Here is a 17,623-nt window from a genome sequence, read left to right on the forward strand (position 1 = left end):
TCTTCGATGATTTTTTTAGGAAAAACAAGCGCAGAAAATCAGAGGGTTAACTGGAGATTATTCCGCTAAATCCGCGCTTGTTTTAATGATATAAAGATATAGAGGGGATGGGGCCGATACTATCTGACAAGTACGGAACTGGGGGCGTCTGCCCTCGACCTGCTTTTAAGGTCAAGATCTGGGTTTAGGTCTTTTAGGTCAAAGGCAGGTGCTTCGCACGTGGCGTAGGCCGCGCCGCTTCGCGATTCCCTGCCTCGGTGACGAGACAAACGCGTCTCGTCACGCTTCACCCGTCACAGTCCCGATTCCGCCAACAGTCCTCTTAAACAAAAACCGGCAACCTTGAGGTCAAATCCACGCTCGGTTTAACGACGGGAGAAAGACGTATTTGGCTTTCGAGCAAAGTGAAGGGACCGCATTGACGTTAACCTTAAAAGCTGGGCAGGCCAGCAGCCAGCCTCCCACCCTTGACCCAAAAAAAACATTTGCAATCAAAAGCCCCTACTCTAAGGGTTGGAACTTCAACGCGCTCAACGGCTGCACCTTGTCTTCGCGTACCATCTTGTAAGAGGTGTTAGGACCCATCCATTTATCCCAAATCTTGTCGATCACCCCCTGGTCGTCCATCGCTTTGAGGCTTTCATTGACCTTGGCCAGCAGCGCTGGCTCGCCCTGCTTCATCCCCACGCCGATGGGCTCAAGCGCCATCGGGAACGAGGTCATCGCCAAGTCGACGCCGCCCTTTTTCGCCTGATCGATCATCTTCACCGCCGTCATGGTGTTAGTCACAAAACCGACCGACTTGTTCTGCTGTAGCGCAAGATAAGCCGACGCAGTATCCTGGAAGGTGATCGCCTTGGCGCCCGCCAGATAAATTGACTGCTCGGAGGTGGTTCCCTTGGTCGCACTGATGCGTTTATCTTTAAAGAAGCTTTTCGGCTGTCCGGCATTCGGCGCCTTGACCACCAGCATCTCTTTAGCAACATAGTAAGGGTCGCTGAACTGAATCTGCGAGGCGCGGGTCTTGGTATAGGCCAGGTTAGCAATCAGCACATCAACGCGACCGGTAGTTAACACCGGAATACGCGCCTCGACCGAGGTCGGCATCAGATTCAACTTCAGGCCCATCTGTTTGGCGAGTGCGCCACAAAGGTCGACATCCATCCCCACCAACTGACGCGTCTGCGGGTCCGGGGATGAAAACGGCGGTACGTCGGAATACACGCCGCAGTTAAGCTGACCGCGCGCCTGAATATCGCTCAGCATATCAGCCTGTGCCGTCAAGGTGCTTAGCGCCAGCGGGCTTATCAATAGAGCCAAAGAAAGACTTTTGAGTTTCATAAGTAACCTACCCCGATAATGTTCAATATTAAGTGACAGCGTCACGAATTTTAAATAAAAATACCGCCTAAAAATGGATTGAAATGCTCTGATAAGGATCAGTGCTGGCGTAAATCGCTCAAGAATCGCTGTGCACGCGCGTGTCCCGGCTGAGTAAAGAATCGCTCCGGCGGCGCTTTTTCAAGGATCTTGCCCTCGTCCATAAACCAAATAGTATCAGCCACTTCACGTGCGAAATTCATCTCATGCGTCACACACATCATCGTCATTCCTTCCTGCGCCAGCCCCCGCATCACGCTCAGCACTTCGCCGACCATTTCAGGGTCGAGCGCGCTGGTCGGTTCGTCAAACAGCATCACCGGGGGTTTCATCGCCAGCGCACGTGCGATAGCAACTCGCTGCTGCTGGCCACCGGAGAGCTGTAAAGGATAGGCATCGGCCTTATGCGCCAGCCCGACGCGTTCGAGCAGCGCCATCGCCTCTTTGCGTGCCTGATAGCGACGCACGCCGAGCACCTTGATGGGTGAAATCATCACGTTTTCCAGCACCGAAATATGCGGGAACAGGTTGAAATTCTGGAACACGAAACCGATGCGGGTACGCAGATGGTTCAACCGCGTGCTGCTGCCGTTGATATCCAGACCTTCAAACAGAATCTGTCCGTCCTGAATCGGCTCCAGCCGGTTAACCGTTCGAATCAGGGTGGATTTCCCTGAACCGGAAGGGCCGCAGACCACCACCACTTCGCCACTGCGGATTTCCGCACTCAAATCAGTCAGAGCCTGGTATTCGCCATACCATTTATTGACCTGGTTAAACATAATAAGCGGGGTCATCTCTGCTCCTTATTGCGTAATTTCAGGGGTTAACGCTGCCGAGGGAGCAACCGCCTGCGCCATTTGATGACGAGTACGTTGCCGGGCGATGCGTTTTTCGAGTCGGTTTGCCAACCAGGTCAGACTAAAACAGACCGCGTAATAGCTAAGCGCCACAATCGCGAACACCTGAAAAGGCTGGGTCAACAGCTGGTTGCTGACCTGATTGGCGGCAAAAGTCAGCTCCTGCACGTTAATCACGTAACCCAGTGTGCTGTCTTTAATGATGGAAACTAGCTGACTGATCAGGCTCGGCAGCATGTTATAAAGCGCCTGCGGCAAGATTATCAGCCGGAAGGTCTTGAGATAACTCATGCCCAGCGCACGCGAGGCCTCGTACTGCCCCGACGGCAGGGCCTGAATCCCCCCGCGCACAATCTCGGCAATATAGGCGCTCTCATAAATCACCAGCGTACAGGCCATGGTCGCAAAACCGTTGATGTCGTGACCCAGCAACATCGGCACGCAGAAGTAGGTCCAAAACACCACCATCATCAGCGGAACGCCGCGAAACACGTACACCCACACTGCCGCCACGCTGCGCACAGCCTTGAACGGCGAAATGCGCGCCATCGCCAGCACAATCCCCAGCGGGAAGGCAAACAGCATGGCAACCACCGACAGCAGCAGCGTATTCGCTAACCCGCCAAGGGAGCCGTGCGGATACTGGCCCACCAGAAACAGCATCCAGTACTGATGAATAATGCTGAAGAAATCAGACATCGCCTCTTACCTCGCCATAGCGCGCTGAAAACGTTTGGCAACCCATGCGCCGCCGCCCATTAACAGCAGAGAGAAAAACAGGTACACCACCGAGGCCACCATATAAATTTCAAACGTCCTGAAGGTCATGTTTTCGATTTCGCGAGTGACATAGGTCAGTTCAGCGACGCCGATAACCATCGCCAGGCTGGTATTCTTAAACAGCAGCACCGTATGGTTGATGAGCGACGGCAGTGCGTTGCGCATTCCCTGGGGTAAAATGATCAGCCGCATCGATTTGATGTAGCTCATCCCCAACGCCCGCGAGGCCTCAGTCTGTCCGGCCGGGATAGCGCGCAGTCCGCTGCGGATATCCTCCGAGAAGTAGGCCGCCTGACACAGTCCCAGCGCCATCATCGAGAAGATAAACTCGGCGTTCTGATTGTTTATCCAGTCCTGTAGTGCCTCAGGCAGCAGCGTGGGAATGGCGAAATACCACATCATCAGCTGTATCAGCGTAGGGACGTTGCGGTGATAGGAGACATAAACGCTAACCAACGCCACCGCGATACGCTTCTCCGACAGGCGGATAATCACCAGCAGCAGCGCCAGTACCATGGCCAGCAGCCAAGATCCCATCGCCAGCTTGAGCGTCAGCTCGATGCCGGTCACCAACATGTCGCCATACTGGCCCTGCATTACCGCAGCCAGATCAAAACCGTTTTTCACTGCTGCCATTGCGTCCCCCTGTCAGCCAATAATCTAACGCCACGCTTAACCCGCGTCGCCGGGACGCAGCGTGGATAGCCCACCCGGCACCTGTAGCGTGGGGGTAATTTCGATATTGCCGATATTGACCGCGATAGGCATTGCCACGGCGAACGCCACGGTATCAGCGATGTCTTTGGCGGTCGGCAGCTCGAAGCCGTCGATAAACTGCTTTTTCGCCCCTTCTTTGTCGCCGGACACGTTGCCGAAGATGTCGGTGGCCACGCGTCCCGGACAGATTTCGGTTACGCGAACGCGTTTGCCACAGCAGTCCACGCGCAGCTGGCGCGAGAGTGCGTGCACGCCCGCCTTGGTCGCGTGATAAATCGAGTTGCCGCCGAAGTTATAAATTGCCGCAATCGAGGTGATATTGATGATATGCCCACGGTCACGCGCCATCATCCCCGGCACGGTAAGGCGGCAGAGGTGCAGCACGGCGCGCAGGTTGACGTCGACCTGTGCATCGACATACGCCTCTTTAGCGGTGGCAATCGAACCTGGGTGAGAGATGCCCGCATTGTTTACCAGCACGTCAACCTCAATCTCGCTGCACAGGCGGGTCAACGCTGCCACGTCGCTGACGTCAATAACGTGCGGGATACAACCGGTACGTTCGGCCAGGGCCAGCAGCTCACTTTCACGGCGTGCCACGGCGTGTACGGTCAGCCCTTCTTCGCACAGGCGCTCAACAATGGCCTCGCCCATCCCTGCCGATGCGCCGGTCACCAACGCGGTTTTATAATCTGAAAATGGCATTATCATTCCTCTTGAAATTGTGCCGCAGAGGCCCGTAATACGGGTCGTTGCAGGCTTAAATCGACTGTATCGGGTAATGTCTTTAATGGATAAGACATAAAGGGTGTGTGGTAATAAGGCCATCTTATGAAGCCCAAAGCTACACTTCATCCTATTGTTATTTATCGGAAAAAATCATTCATCCCGCAGCAACTGGCGCGACATCGCTCGAATTTCACAGCCCGGCGTCTGCTCTATCTCGGCCCTTATCCGTTTTGCCAACGCGACTGCGCCCTCGGTATCGCCGTGCAACAGGATGGACGACACGTTGAGAGGGATTTTTTCGCCTTCAATGCTGGTCAATGTCCCCTCGGTCAGCCACTGCCGAATACGCGCACTTATCTGCTCGGCGCCGTGGATAACCGCCCCCGGTAAGGCGCGATTCACCAACATGCCGTTAGCGTGATAGGCTCGGTCGGCCAGCAGCGTGCAGGCGACCTTCATCTTCAATTCACGCGCGCAGTGCTCTACGGCATTCCCCGCCGTCGTGCTAATAATCAAGTTCGGGTCAAACGACTGGACCGCACGCAGTAGCGGCATCGCCAGCCCCTCGTCCTCGGCCGCCATGTTGCCCAACGCACCGTGAAAGCTCATGTGGGTCAGCGGATAATCTGCCACCCGTGCGAACCCCGCCAGAGCACCGAGCTGATAAATCACGTACTGCGCCAGCGTTGCGGTGTCAATTTGCATCCGGCGACGGCCAAAACCGAGCAGGTCAGGGAAACCGACGTGTGCCCCCAGATCGATGCCATGTTGTTTAGCGCGCGCGACGCTGGCGGCCATGATGCTCGCGTCACCGGCGTGAAAGCCGCAGGCGATATTGGCGGAGCTGATAATGGACATCAGCGAGGCATCGTCGGCGATACGGTAGTCGCCAAAGCCTTCGCCGAGGTCGGCGTTTAAATCAATGTATCGCATGCTTTCACCTCTTCAATCGGCCGATTTTCTGGCGCTGGACGCAGCATGAATAGCCCTCTTCCGCGCCCGACCGTCTCTCCGCTGGCCACCGCGAGGCGGGTTATTTCCCCCGCCAGTGGACTGCGAACCGGCAGATACAGGTCACCAAACTGCAAGAATCCCAGACAGTCGCCGGCTTCGACCCAGGCCCCCTTGGCGATCGGGGCTTTGTCCTGCATCGGATGCGTCGCCCAAAACTGCCCTTTTTTGGCGGCTTTGATAGCGACCGGTGCGGCCTCTTTAGGGAGCGGCAGGCAACGATATAACTCCTCGTCGGTGCATCGCAGGCGCAGCGAAAAATCCTTACCGCTGATTTCAATATTCCCAAGGCCAGACGCCTGCATTTTTTGCGCTATCTGGCGTATCTCGTTAATCGCTATCATCGTTCACCCTGATTAAGCCCGGTTAAGCTGTTTAATTTGTTTCCGCACCTGCTGGATGTAGTCCTGCTGTGTCTGCCACGCATCGCGCGCCTGCGCAAAATTACACTCCACAAAGCGGATACGGCGACCCGGCGGAATTTGCCCCAGCAGCCAAAGGTCAGCCTCAATCACGGTGGCGAACTTCGGATAGCCACCGCTGGGCTGTGCATCACTCATCTGAATGATTGGCTGGCCGTTGTGCGGCACCTGAATCACGCCGGGCACAATGCCGTGCGAACGCATTTCCATTGTTTCGAGCGCCACCAAAGGTTCGCCCTCCAGACGGTAACCGTAACGGTTGCTCTGCGGCGTGATGCGCCAGTCCTGCTGCCAGAAACGTGCGCGAGACTCGGCGGTATAAGCAAAATGCTCACCGGCGGCCAACACGCGTACCGGTTGAACCTCGGCGTTTAGGTCGGCAAAACGCAGCCACGGCGAGGCAATGCCGAGGTCGGTTTTCACCCTGCGCTGCGGCTCAGCCGCCGCCAGACGATCGCCCTTATGCAGTCCACGACCGTGAAAGCCGCCAAATTCACCGCGCAACTGTGTGCTGCGCGAACCCAGCACTTCGGGCACGTCAATCCCGCCCGGCAGATGCAGATACGCACGTGCGCAATAGCGCGACGCCTTGACGGTCAGAGTTTGTCCGGCCTTGGCCTGCGCCACCCACCAGGGCGGCAGCAGGCGATCGTCGAGCAGAACATCGCCGTCGTTGCCGCTCACCGCAAAGGCACAATCTTCAAGAAAGCGCACCCGAAAAGGAAACAGCGGGATCTCAATCGCCGCCGCTCCCGGCGCATTGCCTAACAGCAGATTGCCGAGCTGGAGCGCCAGAGAGTCCATCGCCCCCGCACGCCCTACGCCGTAGTTGAGACAACCTTCGCGCCCCAGATCCTGAACGCTGGTCAGTGCGGTCGTTTTTTCAATTTCAATCATGACAGCACCTTCTGTATGCGAAATTGCACGCTGTCGCCGGGGCGAAGCGTCACCGGCGGAGTGGCGGTCGCATCAAAAAAGACAAATTCGGTGTGGCCAATCGTGTTCCAGCCGCTCGGCCCGGCAGAAGCAGAAACACCGGTCTGTACGCCGCCAATCGACACCGCACCGCCCGGAATACTCAACACCGGCGTTTGGCGGCGCGGTGTGGCAATCGACGGGTCCATCCCACCCAAATAGCAGTAGCCGGGATGGCTGCCGAGCGCATAAACCGGGTACAGCGGCTCGGCGTGACGCCGCACTATCTCGGCAATACTCAGCCCGGTGTGCTGGGCAACGTCGCACAGATGCGGGCCGTACTCACCGCCGTAATACACCGGTAGCTCAACCACGCGCCCCTGCAAAGTCTGGGTCTCACCGCGCTGCCACTCGGCGAGCAGCGCGTCGTAAAACGGCTCAAGCGCCTGCGGCGGCTGGTGAAAGGTGAGCATCAGGTTGTTCATTCCCGGCACCGCCTCTGCGACCAGCGACCACTGCTGCACCTGATTCGACAGCGCCCAGATACGCTGCTGGTTTTCGAGCCCCAGCGCACCGGGCGCCTCGAACAGCATCGCGCGAGTGCCCAATGCGCTCACGACCGGTTCTTTTGAGGTTTCTATAGACATCATGGGTTTTCCGCTCCGTGCCGTTATCAGGACAGTGAAGCCAGTCCTCGCTTCAGTCGTTCGAGGCCTTCGGCGATCAGCTCTTTGCTGGCGGCGTAAGACAGGCGGATATGCGACTCACCGGCTGCACCAAACTCGCTGCCCGGACGCACCGCAATACCGAAACCGCGTAGGATACCGACCATCTCCACAGACGAGACAGGCGCTGAATAGGATGGGAAACAGTAGAAAGCCCCTTCGGGATTGCTGAGAGTCAGGCCGGGAATGGCATTCAGACCGGCAATCATCAGTTCACGACGTTCGGCGTAGACTTTATGCATCTCGCGCACGTCCTGAGCGCACTCTTCGATAGCGGTCAGCGCCGCGTACTGTACGGCGGTATTGACTGAGCTGTTCACCGAGTTGTGTACGCGCGCAGCGGCGGCGATCATCCTGGCCGGTCCCGCCAGATAGCCGATGCGCCAGCCGGTCATGGCATAGCTTTTGGAGAAGGTTTGGCAATACAGCGTGCGGCCACGGAAGCTTTCAACCTCCAGCGCAGAGGTGAATGGCTGGTCGGTAAACACCAAATCGCTGTAGGCTTCATCGGCAACCACCAGCGTATCGCTGGCTTTCACAATCTCGCCCAGCGCCTCAATCTCTTCGCGGGTGTGAACGATGCCGGTCGGGTTGCTCGGGTTGCAGAACACGAACAGCCGCGCGCCCTGCATTGCCTGCTCCAGCGCCGCGAGGTCCCAATGCAGGTTCTCCTTGCAAGGTACAGGCACGCAGACGCCGCCGGCCATGTTGACCAGGTCGGCATAAAGGGAATAGGTAGGGTCGGGAATGACCACCCGGTCACCGGGATTAACTATCGACAGGATAGCCGCAGACAGGCCACCGGTGCCGCCGTGGGTGACCAGAATTTCACCGGGGCCGACTTCAGCGCCCGACTGGGCAGAGACTAATTTTGCCAGCGCCAACAGCAGCGGTTTTTCCCCTAGCTGCGGCGAATAGTGGGTCAACCCGTTGGCCAATGCGTCGGCGGCAGCCTTGATGATGCGCGGCGGGGTAGCAAAGTCCGGCTCCCCCACGGCCAAAGAAACCATTTCTGGCGTCGTGGCGGGCTGCTGAACGCGCAACGAGGTTCTTTCGATACGAAGTACCGCTTCTGCGGCCGTAAAATCTACAATTTCATCCTGCTGTGAACGCATTGGGTCAACCCTCAAGTCTACTCATCTGATAGTAACGGCCACTGTATCCTGTCGTTTTCTCAGCCTGAAAGAGGGTTTCCCTGTGAGGTAATAAGCGTCTCTTATTAATGAATCGGCACTCAGTGAACCAGCATCAGTGGCCGGTTATCCTGCGTTCGCTTCACCATCAACGACAGCAAAATGTCTTTTACCGCCTGCGCCGGAGGCGACAGGGAAAGGTGGTCCGACATACAGAACGACAGCGGTGCCTGAATGCCCGGCGACGCGATGCGCGACAGCCAGACTCCCGGCTGGGCGGCCATCGCCCGCGCGGCAGACTCAGGCAGAATGGTGACACCCAGCCCATTGAGCACCGCAGCGTTGAGAGTCGACGGCGATTCGATTTCGGCGATGATATTCGCCTTCAGCTTCTCGCGTTGCAGCGTTTCGTCAACCAGTCTGCGCACCACGTTATAAGGACGCGGCATAAAGAGGTCACGTTTAACGACATCGACAAGTTCGATGGTCGGCTCCGGCGTCGGGACTCGCGCCGAACCGACCAAAAACAGGTCCTCTTTCATAAGCGGGATGAATGACAGTCCGTGTACCGGCCTATCGCCGTAGATAACCGCCATGTCCATGCGCCCGTTCATAATTTGCTCGCTCATCGGCGAACCAAAATTCTCGTTGAGATACAGCACGATGCCAGGATGCTGAGCCTTGACGGCCTGAATCAGTGGCATCGCCAGCAGCGACGCGGCGGTAGAGGGCGCGAGACCGACGGAAACCTGGCCGCCGAGCGAGCAACCGGCGTTGTCTACCGCGCTTTGCGCCTGCTCACACTGGCGCAGAATGGTTTGCGCATGGCTATAAAGAATTTTACCTGCTTCGGTCGGCGTGACGCCGCGCTTAGTGCGGATGAGCAACTGCTGATCAAGCTCTCCCTCCAGCGCCGCCAGCTGCTGGCTCAGTGCCGGTTGAGCAATGTGCAGCACCTCGGCGGCCTGCGTCAGGCTGCCGATATCCACGATTTTTACGTAATACTTTAAACGTCTGAGATTCATGACCGACCTCGATTTTTCTGAGTACTGATTTCAATAAAGCAAGATTCAGGCCATAAGCTTTGTAAACTTGAACATCTACAGGTCATAAGCAATACCAATGGATTAACCGGGGGTGAATTAACCTTAAGAACCCGCCATAATCGTTTAATCAAAGCGTTATAAAACGATTTCGCACCGCGATGGTGCATATTCGCTATATTTAGGATTAACCCCCCGCAGGTATTGGAGCAACATATGACCCGCCGCATAAAACGTCAGTACAAGGCATTTCGCGATGACATCCGTGATTTACAAACCCGCAGACCGGTTCCTGGCCCCGAACTTGAGCACCTTGACCCCTTCCTGTTTCTGAACCATCACGGTCCTCAGGTCTATGCCCCGGATAATCTGGGTCTCCCCTTTGGCCCGCACCCGCACCGGGGCTTCGAAACCGTGACCTTTATTCTGCGCGGCGAGCTGGCGCACAAGGATACCGGCGGCCATGAGAGCATCATTGGTCCGGGCGGCGTGCAGTGGATGACCGCAGGGTCGGGTCTGATTCACTCCGAGCTTTCACCAGAATCTTTCAAGCGTCAGGGCGGCGAACTGGAGATTCTGCAACTGTGGGTCAATCTGCCTTCACGGCTGAAAATGACCGCGCCAAGCTACGTTGGGTTGCAGGCGGCCGACATTCCGCAGATCCCGCTAAGCCATGGAGAAGGCTCGGTGAGTCTTATTTCGGGGGAAGTGGCGGGCGTAACGGGGCCGATTAAAACGCTGACCGGCGTCACTATGATGACGGTGCAACTCGCGGCGGGCAGCAAGGTCACCCTGAAGGCTCCGGCCGCGCGCGAGGTGTTTTTATATACCGTGAAAGGTCGACTGCAAATCGGTGACCAGCAGGCTCAAAGCTGGCATTTGATTGAGCTGGATGATTCCGACGACAGCGTAACGATTGAAGCGATTGAAGACGCGGTATTACTGTTTGGTCACGCCGACAAAATCCGCGAACCAATTGTTTCGCACGGGCCGTTCGTGATGAACACCGCGCAGGAAATCAACGAGGCCATTCTGGACTATCAGGCCGGCAGGTTTAACGTCAAACTCGACGGCTAGAAAATTACGCGTCTGCCTCTCGTTAACGGAAGGCAGACGCGCAGTGATGACTTTTCCGCCCTTTCCCTCAGGTTCTGATCCGCAGCATCGCCTCAAGCTTATCGGCAATTTTTGTCACTACATAAGCAATCACCATATAGAACACCACGGCAATCAGGAACGCTTCGAGGTAATAGAAGTTCAGCGCCGCCGTCAGTTGAGCCTGAGCAAAAATGTCCACCACTTCTATCGCAAACGCCAGCGACAACGCCTTCATGATAACCATAAAAGAGTTCGCCAAATCCGGGATAGCGGCAATGATCACCTGCGGAAACAGCACCCGGCGAAACAGTTGGCCGCTGCTGTAACCCAGCGAGTTGGCGGCGTCAGACTGACCCGAATCAAAGGAGTTCAACGCCCCCTTCACCACCTCGGCCTGAAACGCCGCCACGCAGGCGGTGAGCGCCACAATAATAATCGCCCAGTTTGGCAAGGTGTTGGGATTGAATTTTATTCCGAACAGCGACGCGGTAAAGGCCAGCGCCGTCGGCAGCCCGTAGTAGGCGAGAAAAATCATCACCACCATCGGGATGCCTTTGAAGGCAACCTTGTACGCCACCACCAGCTCGCGCAATACCGGAATACGACGGTATTCAACCAGTGCAAAAAGACCGCCCACCAGCGTCGAAAAAATAAAAATGGTGAACGCCATCGCGAGCGTAGCGGGTACAGCGTCCAGAATGCTCCAGAAGTCCGGGATCAGAACGTCGATATCAAACATAGTTAATCACCTTTTCTCTGTCAGATGCTCGCGCTGAGCTTGATCTTGGTCGGTGCCGTTTTCGAGGTGTACTTTGAGAAACGCAGCTCAAAGAAACGCACGATAAGCCAGGCAATCAGGCACAGCAGCGAGTAGATAACGCCCAACACCAGATAAGTGCCAAACTGATACTGGTTATAGGAGCGTTCCATGATCAGGTGCGCGGTTGCCATCACGTCGGCAGCACCGATATACATTACCAATGCCACGTTATGAATCAGATAGATGACGGCGTTGCCGTAGCCGGGTAACCCGATGTGCAGCGCCTGCGGACCGGCGATGCGCACGATTTTCTGCCGCAGGGTATAGCCCATACTGTCAGCCGCGTCATGCTGACCCCGCTCAACCGCCAGGTACGCCGGTCGCATCACCTCAGACAAATAACCGCCGTGATACAGGCTAAGCCCAACCATTGAGGCCAGGGTCGGAGAAATATCAACCTTGATACCGAACAGGCCGAGCAGCATTGGCAGTCCGTAAAATGCCACGAAAAGCTGTAGAACCACCGGCACGCTGCGGGCGTATGAAACGTAGAGGTCAGCCAATGGGCTCAGACCCCACACCCGACGTACCCGCAGGGTCGTGGCCAGCAACGCCAGCAAAAAGCCGGCGGCCAGCGCGACAAACATAATCGCTAACGTCAGCGGCAGAGCCGAGAGTAGCTCGGGAATCATGGTGGAAAGATCCACGTTTAAACACTCCTAAATCCAGTTTCAGCCTTGACCACTGACGTCAGAACCCTCGTTGCGGGCGTGCGCCTTACTTGATGTATTTAACAACGTCTTCGCCGAACCATTTCTGCGACAGCTTGCTCATCGTGCCGTCATCTCTCAGTTCTTTGAGCGCCTTATTCACGTCATCCGCCAGCACTTTGTTCTCGTCAGAGCGGTGTATAAGGATGTAGGTGTTATTGATGGCAACCGGTTCGCTGGTTTTAATATCGAGTTTCAGGTTATCGATAACGGTCTGCTCACCCAGATTTGACGGCAACACCAGAGCGTCATATTTGCCGCCCTGCACCTCTTTCAGGCGATCCGGATACGGAACACCGGCGCTGGAGGCGCTGATATTCAGCTTATAACCCGGATTTTCCTGCTGCCATTGGTTAACAAACTTGAAAACGCCACCGCCTGCGGTCACTGGCACAATATTCTTGCCGACCAGGTCTTTCATGTCGTTGATATTGCTGTCTTTACGGCTGTAAATTTTCATCAGGCTCGCCCCTTCCGGATTGGATGGGATCAGAAACTGCTTGTTGCGCGCCGGTGCCATATAAAAGCCGCTGGTCGCCATGTCATATTTACCGGTCGCGAGTCCGGTCTCCTGAGCAATTTCTGCGGCGCCTTCCATAACAAACTTGTACTGCGGCAGTTTGGCATTAATGGCTCGCAGCAGGTCGGGCTCATAGCCCTGCGGTTCGACGCCGATAGCGCCCCAGGAAAGCGGTTTCGATTCGGCCGCCGTGGCGACTTTAATCGTTCTGACCGCCGTATCGGCGTGGCTGACGGTGGACACAGCAAGCGCTAATCCGCCCAGCACGGAGAGGCTCATACGACGGTAAAGGCTTGATTTGATTGCAGGCATCTATTGTTATCCTTTTATTATGAGAATGAGTGTTCAGAACGGAGAAACTGTGCGAGCCGTGGATTCGATGGATTATCGAAAATTTCGCTCGGGCTGCCTTCTGCGGCCACGACGCCTTTATCCATAAAGACGATACGATTCGAGACGCTTTTGGCGAACTGCATCTCGTGAGTCACGAGCAGTGAAGTTATCCCGGACGAGGTCACGTCCTTAATCACCTTGAGCACCTCGCCCACCAGCTCTGGGTCGAGCGACGACGTGGGTTCGTCAAACAGGATAACGTCCGGTCGTACCGCCAGCGCGCGGGCGATGCCGGTGCGCTGGAGCTGTCCGCCGGAAAGCTGTGACGGATAGTGGTCAATTTTGGCCGACAGCCCGACGCGTTCCAGCTCTTCCAGGGCAATTTTGCGCGCTTCGTCCGCCGATTTGCGCTGCACCACGACCAAGGGATCCATCACATTCTGAATCACCGTCATATTCTTGAAGACGTTAAACTGCTGGAACACCATGGCGGTACGCAAGCGAATCGCCTGCACTGCGCGCTTGTCTACCGACTGATAACTCATGCGAATATCGTCAAAGGCGATGCTGCCGGAGGAAGGCTTAGCCAGATAATTGATGCAGCGCAATAGCGTAGTTTTGCCGGTTCCGCTCGGGCCGATAATTGACACAACGTCACCGCGTTTTACCGAAAGGTTTACGCCGTTAAGAATCTGCGAGCTGCCATAGGAAAGCTTTATATTTTCAAGTTCAAGCATTGAGGATTAGTTCCTTTCGAGTGCGTTGACGTCGTAGCGCATCATTTGCCGCTGTCGGCATGCCCCAGAACGTGCATCAGGCGGTTTGCCCAGCCAAAGATTGAGATAGCGTGGATCAGGTCAATAATCTCGTGCTCGTCCAACCCTACGGCGCGCAGTGCCGCAACGTCTTCCGGCGTCGCCTCTGACGGCACCGCCGAAAGTCGACGGGCAAAGCGATAAATAGCCGCATCGCGCTCACCGAGGAGCGCAGGCTGGTCAAAATAGAGCGCGCTCACCACGTCATCGCTCTTGGCCAAATTGGCGTGGCGACGCGCGTGAACCACCGCGCAGAACTTGCAGCCGTTGACTATCGATGCGCCCAACGCGCCCAGCTCTCTGTCCTGATGCGCAAGGCCGCCTTCAACGTACATAATGGCGTTAAACAGCACGGTGCGCGCAACATAGCTCTCGGGATCGTGTGCCAGCGTGCGCACGTATTCAGAGATCTTTTTGTTCGACGGCGTCACCTGCATCGCCGCTAACTGTGCCGGCGAGGCCTCTGCCACCTCCAAAGGAGGAAGATAGGGATGCCAGGTCAGGGGTTTCAGGCTAACGGAAGGGATCATGCGGACCTCATCAGACGTAGACCGGTAGCAACCTTGGACTGGAAATTAACGAAGGCGATCAGCTCAGAAAGCGCGACAATCTGCGGCGTGCTCAGTCCGACCGCGGTCAGGCGCGTGATATCACTCTCCACTGCCTCGCTCGGGGTCAGCGTAATCTTGTCGGCATGGCGGGCGAGTGTTGCCAGCGGCTCGGCGTGCGGCGTTTCCCCTGCCGCTAACGCCAGCAGTTCAGGCGCTGGCGTCAGGGCATCAAGCTGTGCGCGATATTGTTCGACCAACGCGCTATCGGCGTTCAGCGCCGCGATGCGCAGCGCCAGGGCAAGGCGTAAATCAGCATCCAGCCCCTGATTATTGTCCGGTTGAAGCACCGACAGGCGGCATAGCTCCGCGCCCTCGACAAACTCTGGGCGAAACCTTCTAGCGCTGAAAAGTGTGTCGTCCGGTGAAAGACCGGCGGCCTGGTCTACTGCATCGATCACAGTGCGTTATCCTTGTTGAGTAAAGGGGTTGAATCCACCCATTCATCGCCCTGCAATTCTGGCGTGCTGTAGGCAACCAGATTGGCGAAATGGCTGTCGACGTCTTCGGCAAACAGCGAGGCAGTGATGCCACGCACCAGACGATCGGCTCCGGCGCTGACCGCCGGGATATCGCCTGAAACCTTGCCGTGCGTCAGCATCGCGGCATCGTTGAAACAGTGTATGTGCGCCAGTATCGGACAGGTGCCGGGCTCTCGCTCACGAAACTCAAACGCCGGTCCAAGGTCTGGCGACGCGAGCATTCCCTCACGCGCTGCGCCCATTTCCGGGGTATAGCGGCCGTCGGACCAGCTGCGAATAAAGGGAGCGATTGCCGCAAACTCCGGACGACCGTCAAAGTCATTGGTGAAGCCGGTTGCTGCAATCAGGAAGTCGTAGCGCAGCAGGCCCTGCGTAGTTTCAATCAGCAGTTCTCCGCCCTGTTCTTTCACCGCAACAATGCCGCAATCGAGCAGGAAACGCGCGTTGGCGTGCCGAGAAACGCGCAGCGTCGAGGCGCGCGGCGGCGGGGTCTGCGTGGAGGCGGTATAGTCGACAAACTTCCATTTCCAGGCATCCGGCAGCTGATACATGCCGTGCACCACGCCCTGACTGCCAATGCCGGTCATCTTGTTAATGCGCGGCATCTCTTTTCTGCGGATAAGCAGGTCAACCGAAGCCGCGCCGGTTTCGAGCGCCGTGGCAGCGTTGTCCATCGACGACGCGCCCGCACCGATAACCGCCACGCGTTTCCCCGCCAGCGAGGAGAAATCAACCTCGTCGGCGGAGTGCGCCCAATACTGACGGTCAACTTCTTTCAGGAAATCGGGAACGGCGAAACCGCCCAGTCCAGAGCGACCGGTGGCGAGCACCAGACGCCGCGTATAGACGCGTCCTGTTTCAGCACCTTCAAGATCGAGCGCAATCAGAGAGCCTGCGGCACGGATACCGGTCATGCGTACGTTGTTGCGCACCGGTAAATCCAGCACCTGGCGATACCAGACCAGATACTCCATCCACTGATTTTTGGGAATTTTGTCGAGCGATTCCCAGGCCTCCGCGCCCCACTGGGCGGTAAACCACGCGCGGAACGTGAGTTGTGGCAGTCCGAGTGCCGGGCCGTGCAGGCTTTTCGGCGATCGCAGCGTTTCCATACGCGCAAATGTCACCCATGGGCCTTCAAGCCCTGCGGGGGCGGCGTCATAGGCAACGACGTTATTAATCCCGCCCAGCACCAGCCTGGCCGTGGCGGCTAGTCCGCACATTCCCGCACCGATCACCACCACGTCGCGAACGGCAGCGCCCTCGTAGGTCCGCTCGGGCACCCAGGATTTGGCCGGCAGCTCCAGCAAAGACAGGTCTTCCGCCAGACGCTTTTCCAGCGCCTCTAATCCGGATCTGTTATCAACCTGTGCGGACATATTCAAAACCCCTGGTTGTTGGCGAAGAGAGAAGAAATACTTATAATCAATTATGCTAAAAACGCATTATGATTCAGTTTGTATGCGTATTCTTAATACTAATTAATAATTAGCTTATTCCAAAAAAGCAATTAAAATTGGCGCTAATAAAAATAAGGATTGAAGGATGCCGAAAATGACCTCACTCAACGATCTGGATTTACGCCAGCTGGAGGCCTTCTCTGCGGTTATCTCATCCGGCAGCGTGACGGCAGCCGCCAAGGTGTTGCAGCGTTCGCAACCCGCCGTCACCCGACTGATTCAAGATTTGGAAACCGCCATCGGTTATCCACTTTTTTTACGCAACGGGCCGCGCATTCATCCCACGGAGCAGGCGTTACGACTGCACGAATACGTCGAGACAGCGCTCATGTCGCTGCAACAAATTCGTCTGCGGGCCAATGAAATCTGGAAAGAAGAAAAAACGCCGCTGCTGATAGCCGCTACGCCCTCGATGTCCTCGGGACTGCTACCAGCGGCGCTCGCGCGGGTAAATCTCGACGATTCGGTGCAAATTCTCAGCGACTCCGCCGAGCAAACGGCGCACGCCATTATTACCGGCAAGGCCGAATTAGGGATAAGTAGCCTGCCGCTAGAGCATCAGGGGGTTCAGGTTCAATGGATTGGTCAATCGCGCTGCGTGTTAGCGCTCAAAGAAGACGATCCGCTGGCGCAAAAGAGCCTGGTATCACTGGGTGATTTGACGTCGCGTAAGCTGATTACACCTTATAACCCGTATCGCCTTCGTCGGCGCTATGAACAGGTTTTGCGTAAGGCCAAGGTTAAGCCAGCGGGGGTGATTGAGACCAACTCGTCGGTCAATATTCTGGCCTGTATTCGTGCTGGATTAGGAGTAGCGATAATGGAGCCGGTTACGGCCTACGGTTTGCCGCTTGCCGGAGTGGTGATTAGAGAGCTGGACGTGGAAATCCCCTACTATTTCGGCGTCACGACGCCTCAGTCAAAACCGCCGCGCCCAAGCGTACTCGCGTTGGTTGAGGCATTGAAGCAGGCGGCGGCAAGCATGTTGCCAGAGTTTACCTGCCTCGACGCCGATGCCCACTCCCGCGTTATGCAGTCGCTGCATCAGGAAAAATAACGCGG

At 56.5% G+C, this 17,623-nt stretch carries 20 protein-coding genes; 2 read left to right on the top strand and 18 right to left on the bottom strand.

The window, feature by feature from the left end; translation table 11 throughout:
* Nucleotides 1-501 precede the first annotated feature (501 nt).
* The 11 genes from BS640_RS04340 to nac form a co-directional block, all read right to left on the bottom strand.
* Complete coding sequence (locus BS640_RS04340) at nucleotides 502-1,341, bottom strand: ABC transporter substrate-binding protein (RefSeq protein WP_017490791.1); 840 nt, start codon at nucleotides 1,339-1,341, stop codon at nucleotides 502-504.
* Nucleotides 1,342-1,439: 98 nt separating this feature from the next.
* Complete coding sequence (locus BS640_RS04345; RefSeq protein ID WP_017490790.1) at nucleotides 1,440-2,177, bottom strand: amino acid ABC transporter ATP-binding protein; 738 nt, start codon at nucleotides 2,175-2,177, stop codon at nucleotides 1,440-1,442.
* 9 nt (nucleotides 2,178-2,186) lie between these two features.
* On the bottom strand, nucleotides 2,187-2,939 hold the full coding sequence (locus tag BS640_RS04350; RefSeq protein ID WP_017490789.1) for an amino acid ABC transporter permease: 753 nt from the start codon (nucleotides 2,937-2,939) through the stop codon (nucleotides 2,187-2,189).
* Between the two features lie 6 nt (nucleotides 2,940-2,945).
* Nucleotides 2,946-3,656: an amino acid ABC transporter permease gene (locus BS640_RS04355; protein ID WP_017490788.1), complete on the bottom strand. Its 711-nt coding sequence runs from the start codon at nucleotides 3,654-3,656 to the stop codon at nucleotides 2,946-2,948.
* A gap of 36 nt (nucleotides 3,657-3,692) precedes the next feature.
* On the bottom strand, nucleotides 3,693-4,442 hold the full coding sequence (locus BS640_RS04360) for an SDR family oxidoreductase (RefSeq protein WP_017490787.1): 750 nt from the start codon (nucleotides 4,440-4,442) through the stop codon (nucleotides 3,693-3,695).
* A gap of 174 nt (nucleotides 4,443-4,616) precedes the next feature.
* The gene (locus tag BS640_RS04365) at nucleotides 4,617-5,399 is read right to left on the bottom strand and encodes a LamB/YcsF family protein (RefSeq protein ID WP_084912056.1); all 783 of its coding nucleotides are present in this window, start codon (nucleotides 5,397-5,399) and stop codon (nucleotides 4,617-4,619) included.
* Nucleotides 5,381-5,821 carry a hypothetical protein gene (locus BS640_RS04370; RefSeq protein ID WP_017493307.1) on the bottom strand — a complete coding sequence of 147 codons (441 nt, stop codon included), beginning with the start codon at nucleotides 5,819-5,821 and terminating at the stop codon, nucleotides 5,381-5,383. The genes BS640_RS04365 and BS640_RS04370 overlap by 19 nt, the downstream gene beginning before the upstream one ends.
* Before the next feature lie 12 nt (nucleotides 5,822-5,833).
* A complete protein-coding gene (locus tag BS640_RS04375; protein ID WP_084912057.1) occupies nucleotides 5,834-6,796 on the bottom strand; it encodes a 5-oxoprolinase subunit C family protein in 963 nt (320 codons plus the stop codon).
* A complete protein-coding gene (pxpB, locus tag BS640_RS04380) occupies nucleotides 6,793-7,464 on the bottom strand; it encodes a 5-oxoprolinase subunit PxpB (RefSeq protein WP_017493309.1) in 672 nt (223 codons plus the stop codon). Before pxpB ends, BS640_RS04375 begins: the two co-directional genes overlap by 4 nt.
* 23 nt (nucleotides 7,465-7,487) lie before the next feature.
* Nucleotides 7,488-8,654, bottom strand: coding sequence for a pyridoxal phosphate-dependent aminotransferase (locus BS640_RS04385; protein WP_017493310.1), 1,167 nt, complete (start codon nucleotides 8,652-8,654; stop codon nucleotides 7,488-7,490).
* A 119-nt stretch (nucleotides 8,655-8,773) separates the two neighbouring features.
* Entirely contained in the window at nucleotides 8,774-9,697 is a 924-nt protein-coding gene (gene nac / locus BS640_RS04390) for a nitrogen assimilation transcriptional regulator NAC (protein WP_017493311.1), read from the bottom strand.
* Nucleotides 9,698-9,931: 234 nt separating this feature from the next.
* Here nac and BS640_RS04395 point away from each other — a divergent pair, with 234 nt between their 5' ends.
* Nucleotides 9,932-10,792, top strand: coding sequence for a pirin family protein (locus tag BS640_RS04395; RefSeq protein WP_017493312.1), 861 nt, complete (start codon nucleotides 9,932-9,934; stop codon nucleotides 10,790-10,792).
* Nucleotides 10,793-10,859: 67 nt separating this feature from the next.
* On the opposite strand, the gene BS640_RS04400 is transcribed toward BS640_RS04395, so the two are convergent.
* From BS640_RS04400 to BS640_RS04430, 7 genes are all read right to left on the bottom strand, one after another.
* Nucleotides 10,860-11,552 carry an amino acid ABC transporter permease gene (locus tag BS640_RS04400; protein WP_017493313.1) on the bottom strand — a complete coding sequence of 231 codons (693 nt, stop codon included), beginning with the start codon at nucleotides 11,550-11,552 and terminating at the stop codon, nucleotides 10,860-10,862.
* A 20-nt stretch (nucleotides 11,553-11,572) separates the two neighbouring features.
* Nucleotides 11,573-12,265: an ABC transporter permease subunit gene (locus tag BS640_RS04405; RefSeq protein ID WP_017493314.1), complete on the bottom strand. Its 693-nt coding sequence runs from the start codon at nucleotides 12,263-12,265 to the stop codon at nucleotides 11,573-11,575.
* Between the two features lie 85 nt (nucleotides 12,266-12,350).
* Nucleotides 12,351-13,142, bottom strand: coding sequence for a transporter substrate-binding domain-containing protein (locus tag BS640_RS04410; RefSeq protein ID WP_376783509.1), 792 nt, complete (start codon nucleotides 13,140-13,142; stop codon nucleotides 12,351-12,353).
* 50 nt (nucleotides 13,143-13,192) lie between these two features.
* On the bottom strand, nucleotides 13,193-13,933 hold the full coding sequence (locus BS640_RS04415) for an amino acid ABC transporter ATP-binding protein (protein WP_017493316.1): 741 nt from the start codon (nucleotides 13,931-13,933) through the stop codon (nucleotides 13,193-13,195).
* Between the two features lie 41 nt (nucleotides 13,934-13,974).
* On the bottom strand, nucleotides 13,975-14,541 hold the full coding sequence (locus tag BS640_RS04420) for a peroxidase-related enzyme (protein WP_017493317.1): 567 nt from the start codon (nucleotides 14,539-14,541) through the stop codon (nucleotides 13,975-13,977).
* Nucleotides 14,538-15,020: a carboxymuconolactone decarboxylase family protein gene (locus BS640_RS04425; RefSeq protein WP_017493318.1), complete on the bottom strand. Its 483-nt coding sequence runs from the start codon at nucleotides 15,018-15,020 to the stop codon at nucleotides 14,538-14,540. Before BS640_RS04425 ends, BS640_RS04420 begins: the two co-directional genes overlap by 4 nt.
* Nucleotides 15,017-16,480, bottom strand: a complete 1,464-nt coding sequence (locus tag BS640_RS04430; RefSeq protein ID WP_084912059.1) for an NAD(P)-binding domain-containing protein — start codon at nucleotides 16,478-16,480, stop codon at nucleotides 15,017-15,019. The genes BS640_RS04425 and BS640_RS04430 overlap by 4 nt, the downstream gene beginning before the upstream one ends.
* A gap of 175 nt (nucleotides 16,481-16,655) precedes the next feature.
* On the opposite strand from BS640_RS04430, the gene BS640_RS04435 reads away from it, so the two are divergent.
* Nucleotides 16,656-17,618, top strand: coding sequence for a LysR family transcriptional regulator (locus BS640_RS04435; RefSeq protein ID WP_026110727.1), 963 nt, complete (start codon nucleotides 16,656-16,658; stop codon nucleotides 17,616-17,618).
* Nucleotides 17,619-17,623: the final 5 nt, after the last annotated feature.

This window comes from Rouxiella badensis (genome assembly GCF_002093665.1).
GTDB lineage: Bacteria > Pseudomonadota > Gammaproteobacteria > Enterobacterales > Enterobacteriaceae > Rouxiella > Rouxiella badensis.